Origin of the sequence: Vibrio anguillarum (assembly GCF_001989995.2) — a bacterium.
In the GTDB taxonomy this organism is placed as follows: domain Bacteria; phylum Pseudomonadota; class Gammaproteobacteria; order Enterobacterales; family Vibrionaceae; genus Vibrio; species Vibrio anguillarum.
Genome location: NZ_JAHGUP010000010.1, coordinates 1 through 8126 on the forward strand (window position 1 = coordinate 1; position 8126 = coordinate 8126).

Genomic DNA, 8126 nt, shown 5'->3' on the forward strand with positions numbered 1-8126 from the left:
CACTATTTATACCTTTAAAACAGCTTATCCACATTTTCTGTGGATAAGCTGTTTTAAAGCCAGTGTGTAAGATGAATTCTATCAAGAAGTGCACAAAAACCCAGCAGTGGGCAGTGCATTATGCACTGAAGTGGGGCGAATATAACACCGATTCCTGAGCGGTGATCGACATCTAACTATTCCTCATTCTATTAACAATAGCGTTACATTTCGGTTGCCATTTGAGCGTTTAACGGGAAGAAATTCGCACCTCAATCCTATCTTGCAATTCATTTTGTTTCTTTTTTGTTTCTTGTTTAACGTTTATGAAAAGAAATTAAATTGACACAACTACTCACATTTCTATACATAAATTCTTAATCAAACACAACTCCGTGCGAGCTCAAAAAAGTAGTGGATTCCTTGCTATATAAGGTAGGAATCGATTGAACCCTACAAAGAGTATGGTCTAACATTTCGTATCAGAAATGGTAATAAGCTGAGCTCTGTCGTCGAGCTGCTCAAAATGACTGAAATACAAAACAGGCAAATGTATGAGTGATGTTAATAAAATAGAGAGTAATGAGAAACGTTCGCTTGAGTGGAAGTCTTTCCTCTTAATCACAGTGGTTCTCTTTCCGATCTTAAGTATCGCCTTTGTCGGCGGTTATGGATTCATTGTTTGGATGCTGCAAGTGTTCCTCTTTGGTCCTCCTGGTGCGCACGGTTAATTCCACGGTTCACCCGTAATCCTTTTGATCGAAAATTTAAGAGAGCGAATCATGAAATCATTGTTAGTCAAAATTTGGCGCACTATGACTCGTCCAGCCGTGCACATCAGCCTTGGTGTGCTCACGATGGGCGGTTTTATCGCCGGTGTGATTTTCTGGGGCGGTTTTAATACTGCACTGGAAGCCACCAACACAGAAGCATTCTGTATCAGCTGCCACACAATGCGCGACAACGTTTATGTTGAGCTGCAAGAAACAGTGCACTGGAAAAACCATTCAGGCGTACGTGCCACTTGCCCAGACTGCCACGTACCACACGAATGGACCGCTAAAATTGCGCGTAAGATGCAAGCCTCTAAGGAGGTGTTTGCGCAAGTTTTTGGTGATTTAGGTACCCCTGAAAAATTCGAAGAGCGCCGTATTGAATTGGCCAAGCATGAGTGGGAGCGCTTTTCAGCCAACAACTCATTGGAATGTAAAAATTGCCACAATTACGATTCGATGGATTTCGAACAGATGTCGGCAACCGCGCGTATTCAGATGAAACAAGCAGCGGAAAAAGATCAAAGTTGCCTAGATTGCCATAAAGGGATCGCCCACAACCTGCCTAAAAATATGGATAGCTCAGGTGGACTGATTGGCGAGCTAGAGCAGTTGGCATCTAAAACCGATTACTCGGTCGGCAAGCAAGTGGTGAGCGTTCGCTTCTTACCTATTTATGAAGATGCGCAAGCCAAAGTCGAAGCCGGCCTTCTGAACCCAGCATCGGCAGTCACGGTATTGGATGAGAAAGGAGAGATGATTCAAATCGAAATTGATGGTTGGCGTAAAGCAAAAGGTTTTGGTCGTGTGATCCAAGAAGATTTTGGTATGAACATCGCTGTGGGCTCCTTGATGAAAGAAGCGGCACAAAATGATGCAATCGTCACTGTTGGTGAAAAACGTGTCGATGATCTTACCGGTCTACCTTGGGAAAAAGTAAACGCGAAAGTGTGGATGAAAAAACAAGCCATGCTCGATAGCGTGGATCCTATTTGGGAAAAAGCGGGTGAGGCCTATAAAACGAACTGCTCTGTCTGTCATAGCCAACCGGATGAAGCGCATTTTGATGCGAACACTTGGCCTGGCATGTTTAACGGCATGATGGCATTCGTCAACTTCGACACAGACAGCGAAGCGTTAGTCTTGAAGTACCTACAAAAACACTCTTCAGATTTTGCTGAAGGTCACCATTAATCCACGTCAAACGGAGTTTTAAATATGGCGATTACACGAAGAAGTTTTCTTAAAGGTGTAGCAACCACCAGTGCGGCGTCGGTTATTGGGCCAAGTTTATTGGTCTCGACATCGGCTAACGCGGCAGAAACCACAGGCAGTTGGAAAGTATCAGGCTCTCATTGGGGCGCATTTCGCGCACATGTGTATGGCGGAAAAGTACAATCGGTCAAGCCGCTAGAGTCAGACACGCACCCCACTGATATGCTCAACGGAATCAAAGGTATTATCTATAGCCCATCACGAGTGCGTTACCCAATGGTTCGCCTTGATTGGCTCAAAAAACATAAATACAGCGGCGAAACACGTGGCAACAACCGTTTTATCCGCGTCACTTGGGATGAAGCGTTGGATCTGTTTTATCGTGAACTTGAGCGCGTACAAAAAGAGTACGGCCCTTGGGCGCTGCATGCAGGACAAACGGGTTGGAACCAAACGGGTTCATTTCACAACTGCACAGCGATGATGCAACGCGCTGTAGGTATGCACGGTAACTTCATCACCAAAGTGGGCGATTACTCAACAGGTGCAGGCCAAACCATTCTTCCTTACGTGTTAGGTTCGACAGAAGTGTATGCCCAAGGAACCTCTTGGTCGGAAATTCTTGAGCATTCAGACAACATTGTTTTGTGGGCGACCGACCCGGTAAAAAACCTGCAAGTTGGCTGGAACTGTGAAACGCACCAATCCTTTCCTTACCTTGATCAGTTGAAAGAAAAAGTGGCGAAAGGAGAGATCAATGTTATTTCTGTTGATCCAGTCAAGAATAAAACTCAGCACTTCCTAAACAGTGACCATTGGTACATTAACCCACAGACCGACGTAGCATTTATGCTGGCGGTGGCACATGTGTTGTATAACGAAGATCTGTATGACAAGGCGTTCATCAAAACCTATTGCTTAGGATTTGAACCTTTTATTCAGTACGTTCAAGGCGAAACGAAAGATAAGATTGTTAAGTCGCCAGAATGGGCCGCCGAGATTTGTGGCGTAACAGCCGATAAGATCCGCGAATTTGCACGTATGCTCGTTAATGGCCGAACTCAGTTACTGTTTGGTTGGTGTATTCAGCGTCAAGAGCATGGCGAACAGCCTTACTGGGCTGGTGCGGTTGTGGCGGCGATGGTTGGTCAAATTGGCCTGCCAGGCGGGGGGATCTCCTACGGACATCACTATTCTGGCATTGGGGTTCCATCAACCGGTTTTGCCTCGCCCGGCGGTTTTCCACGTAACCTAGATACGGGTTCAAAACCGAAATGGGACAACGAAAACTACAACGGCTACAGTAAAACAATTCCTGTTGCCCGTTGGGTCGATTGCTTGCTAGAGCCGGGTAAAGAGATCCGCTACAACGGTTCTAGCGTAAAATTACCTGATTACAAAATGATGGTTATTTCAGGCAATAACCCGTGGCATCATCACCAAGATCGTAACCGAATGAAGAAGGCGTTCCGCAAGCTTCAAACCGTCGTCACGATCGATTTTGCTTGGACGGCGACTTGCCGTTTCTCCGACATCGTTCTTCCTGCCTGTACTCAGTTTGAGCGCAATGATATCGATGTGTACGGTTCTTATTCTGGCAAGGGTTTGATTGCCATGCACCGTTTGGTTGATCCTTTGTTCCAATCGCGTACTGACTTTGAGATTTTCACTGAATTGACGCGTCGCTTTGGCCGCCATGAAGAGTTCACACGCGGCATGGATGAGATGGAGTGGGTCCGTTCGCTCTATAACGACTGTAAAAAAGCCAACGCGGGTAAATTTGATTTACCAGAATTTGAACAGTTTTGGCAGCAGAGTGTACTGGATTTTGGTGAAGGCCAACCTTGGGTTCGCCATGCCGATTTCCGTAAAGACCCTGAGATAAACGCACTGGGTACACCGTCTGGCTTTATCGAGATTACGTCACGTAAGATTGGGCGTTATGGCTATGAACATTGCCAAGATCACCCGATGTGGTTTGAAAAAACCGAGCGTTCGCACGGCGGTCCGGGTTCAGATAAGCATCCATATTGGTTACAATCTTGCCACCCAGATAAGCGTTTGCACTCACAAATGTGTGAGTCAGAAGAGTATCGCGCGACCTATGCTGTCAATGGCCGTGAGCCCGTGTATATCAACCCAATCGATGCGAAACAAAAAGGCATTAAAGCAGGGGATTTAGTTCGCGTATTTAATGATCGCGGCCAGTTATTGGCCGGTGCAGTCTTAAGTGACTACTACCCGCGTGGCGTGATCCGCATCGAAGAGGGGGCGTGGTATGGCCCGTTGAATGAGAAAGAGGGAGCTATTTGCACCTATGGCGATCCAAATACACTCACACTCGATGTCGGTTCATCTGAGCTGGCGCAAGCCACTTCAGCCAATACTTGCATTGTCGATTTCGAGAAATTTACTGGTAAAGTACCACCAGTGACGTCATTCGGTGGACCAATCGAAGTGGCGTAATTCCGTCATTAGCTCAACGAAACGCCAGCAAACATGCTGGCGTTTTACTTGTCACATCCAAACTTGTACCTTGGGCGTTCTCATTGTTGAATAAAACAGCATACGGAGCCACGTCAAAGAGAAAACGTGATCAAAACAACTTACATGCAACGCGAATTCATTAGACACTGCCAGAACAACAATTTGTACTTTGTACTGAGGTGTTATGACAACGATCACTCTGCCATGTCATCGAGAAGTTGAGTTACTTCAACCGGATTTGATTGCCCAATTGCAAGGCGATGAGATCAGTTTTTCCTATTCAGGAATACATAACTCGCCCATTTCCGATCACTACTCGCTGTTTCGCACTCTATTTGACGTTGAATCGGACGCACGAGTGATTGGTGACGGTTTTCAAATGCTAGCGCAAACTGCAGGTTCGCCGCATCATCCGGTGGATGTGGGGCGTTGTCCTGACAATAGCTTGAGCTACCGGATTTACCCACAGCAAGACAGCCAACGTTATTACAACACGCTGGTGATTGAACAATCCACCGGATACCAACTGTTTGGTTTTACCTCTTGCCACCGTTTTGCTGGCTATTTTGAAATTCTTGAGGAAAGGACGGGCACCTATTTAGTCGCTTCCATTGATGGTGAGCAGACCCATCCACAAGATTGGACAAATAACAGTTTAGAGTCCGTCGTTATTTTGCAAGGTGATTCATTATCAGGTTTGTATCAACAGTATGCGCAATATATTAGTTGTCATCATACGCCGCGTGCTGGTGTGGCAAAACCTGCGCCCGTTGGATGGTGTTCATGGTATGCCTATTATGCCGATGTTAATGAACAGCACATCCTAACCAACCTTGCGGCAATGCAAGGAGAACTTTCGGGGCTAGAATGGGTGCTGCTGGATGATGGCTATCAGGCGTTTATGGGCGATTGGTTGACGCCGTCCGATAAGTTTTCTCGTGGTGTTAAAGCGCTGATCCAAGAGATCAAACAAGCGGGGGAAAAACCTGCAATTTGGCTCGCTCCCTTCATTGCACAAGCTGAATCTCAATTGTTTAAGCAACATCCAGATTGGTTTGTACAAAATGCTCAAAGACAGCCACTGAAAGCCGAAGAAGTAACCTACGGTGGCTGGCGTTGTACACCTTGGTATGTGCTGGATGGCTCTCATCCTGACGTGCAGGAATACTTAACCCATGTGATCAAAACCATGAAAGAAGAGTGGGGGGTTGAGCTGTTTAAGTTGGATGCGAACTATTGGGGAGCACTTAAAGGACGGCGTTATCAGTCGGGAGTGACGGGGGTTGAAGCGTACCGTTTAGGGATGCAGGCGATCGCAGAAGGCGCGGGAGAGGCATGGTTACTTGGGTGCAATGCGCCGATGTGGCCGTCACTGGGGCTGGTGGATGCCATGCGTGTTTCGGACGATGTCGAGCGTTCGCCACAGCGCTTTGAACAAATCGCTAAAGAGACTTTTTATCGCAGTTGGCAGCACCGCAAGTTATGGCAAATTGATCCTGATTGCGCAACACTGACGTCGCTTGCGAATCAATCGACCGATCGCGTCAGCTATGAATTTCATCGCAATGTATTGCTTGCGTGTGGTGGTTTATTGCTTTCAGGTGATCCACTCCCAGAATTGACCTCTTTTGCTAAGCAGAGCCTAAATAAGTTAATGATTAGGCGCAAACACAACCAAGATGCGGCTAAGCCAACTTCATTGGCTCTCAATCACCTATTTTTAAAGTTAACAGAACGCAATGATCTGCACTGCTTATTCAATTACCAAGGTGAGGCGTGTGACTATACCTTAACAGCGAGCCAGCCAGTGGATTGGTATGACTACTGGACAGGAGATAAGCTTTCGCCAGAGCCAGTCAAAGTATTTGAAGTCTCCTTGGCAAGTGGCTTAACCAGCCGAGCAGTGATTACCTCTTGTTAGTGGAGTGCCCTTGTTAAGAGTGCTCAGGTTAACTGAATGATTCGGGGTAGCGGAATGCTGCGCTAAATTAGCCATAATTTCTTAACCACAAGCCATGACAAATTCTGAAAATCAGGTAAAGTATCGGCCTTTGTGAGCAATCTCGCCTATCACCTTCGATAGGCCATCAAATAGCATTAAAATAGGAAGAAAGATGATTTTCGTTGTCGGTCATAAAAACCCAGATAGTGATAGCATTTGTGGTGCATTAGTTACTGCTGAATTACTTAAAGCACGTGGTCTAGAAGCAACGCCTGTTCGTCAGGGTGAAATTAACCGTGAAACTCAACACATTCTTGCAACAGCCGGTGTTGATCAACCTGAACTTCGTACTAGCGTCGCGGGCGAAAAAGTATGGCTTGTGGACTATACCGATCTTGCGCAAGCACCTGATGATATCAACCAAGCGGAAATTCTCGGTATTGTTGACCATCATCGCCTAGGCGACGTAATGACAGTGAATCCGCTAGAAGCGTGGATTTGGCCAGTTGGCTGTACCTGTACTATCTTGTTCAACCTATTCAAGATGGAAAATGCGCCAATCACACGTCCTTTAGCCATATTGATGATGTCTGCGATTTTGTCTGACACGGTCGGTTTTGCGTCTCCAACGTGCACACCAAAAGATAAAGAAGCGGTGCTGGCACTGGCTGAAATTACTGAGGTTGAAGACCTTGATGCCTTTATTAAAGCGCTTTTGATTGCGAAAACAGACATTGAAGGTTTATCTGCCGCTCAACTTGTTGAGAAAGATTTGAAAGCTTACCCATTCAACGGCCGTGATGTGGTGGTTGGTCAAGTGGAATTGGCAACGCTTGAACAAGTCGATGGCATGATTGACGCCATTCAAGCAGACCTAGTTCGTCGCTGCGAAGAGGAAGGCCTTGCGTTTGCTGCCGTGATGTTGACCGACATTACCACCGCGCAGACCCGTCTTCTTTATACTGGTGAATGGGCTGAAAAACTGGCCAAACACGAACAAGATGACATGTTGATGATGGAAAATACCTTAAGCCGTAAGAAACAAGGTTGGCCTTGGCTGCAAGCTGAATTGGCTTAATCCTTTTTATCATCTTATTGTTTAAGATTCTAAATGTAACGCCTGCAGTGCTACACTGTAGGCGTTTTTATATTCCCCAACTTTCGCATGGAGCCGGGCTATGGCAGACGCATTAACCACAGAACAGATAGAAACAATCAATCGCTATAATGAAGAAGAACGTTTTAAATACTGCATTAAAGCCATTGTTGCAAACCGTGAAGTTTGGATACTAAAAGATGAGCACGGTTGTGTCATGCTCAACACAGAAGAAGATGATTGTGTTCCTGTGTGGCCTAACCAAGAGTTTGCCAAGGCATGGGCAACAGGCGAGTGGCAAGCGTGTGAAGCGGAAGCGATCTCTTTGAACAAATGGCACAGCCGTTGGACTTCGGGCCTAGAAGAAGATGAACTGTCGGTGGTAGTGTTCCCCAATGAGAATGAAGAAGGCGTTGTGTTATTTCCCGACGAGTTCGATTTTGAATTGAAAAAGCAAGCCAGTAAAAATCGCTAACTCAAAGAGCTTCTGATAGAAGCTCTTTTTTCAACACGATTAAATGTTAGATGACAGTATAGTTTGATCAATTTCTAGGTCATTTTTGGACATTTGTGTGCTAGGGATTTTGCTAATTTAGTGACCTATGGATTATCTCAAGGGCTCTTCTCCGCTTAG

The 8126-nt window shown here is 46.0% G+C and carries 6 protein-coding genes; all 6 read left to right on the forward strand.

What is annotated here, in order from left to right; translation table 11 throughout:
• Positions 1-533 precede the first annotated feature (533 nt).
• The 6 genes from torE (at position 534) to PL85_RS02285 (ending at position 7967) form a co-directional block, all read left to right on the forward strand.
• Positions 534-710 carry a trimethylamine N-oxide reductase system protein TorE gene (gene torE, locus PL85_RS02260; protein ID WP_010318622.1) on the forward strand — a complete coding sequence of 59 codons (177 nt, stop codon included), beginning with the start codon at positions 534-536 and terminating at the stop codon, positions 708-710.
• Between the two features lie 51 nt (positions 711-761).
• Positions 762-1946: a pentaheme c-type cytochrome TorC gene (torC, locus tag PL85_RS02265; protein WP_026028567.1), complete on the forward strand. Its 1185-nt coding sequence runs from the start codon at positions 762-764 to the stop codon at positions 1944-1946.
• A gap of 24 nt (positions 1947-1970) precedes the next feature.
• A complete protein-coding gene (gene torA, locus PL85_RS02270) occupies positions 1971-4433 on the forward strand; it encodes a trimethylamine-N-oxide reductase TorA (protein WP_010318624.1) in 2463 nt (820 codons plus the stop codon).
• A 205-nt stretch (positions 4434-4638) separates the two neighbouring features.
• On the forward strand, positions 4639-6375 hold the full coding sequence (locus PL85_RS02275) for a glycoside hydrolase family 36 protein (protein WP_115339715.1): 1737 nt from the start codon (positions 4639-4641) through the stop codon (positions 6373-6375).
• Between the two features lie 193 nt (positions 6376-6568).
• A complete protein-coding gene (locus PL85_RS02280) occupies positions 6569-7474 on the forward strand; it encodes a manganese-dependent inorganic pyrophosphatase (RefSeq protein ID WP_115339716.1) in 906 nt (301 codons plus the stop codon).
• Positions 7475-7574: 100 nt separating this feature from the next.
• Positions 7575-7967, forward strand: coding sequence for a DUF2750 domain-containing protein (locus PL85_RS02285; protein WP_017043973.1), 393 nt, complete (start codon positions 7575-7577; stop codon positions 7965-7967).
• Positions 7968-8126: the final 159 nt, after the last annotated feature.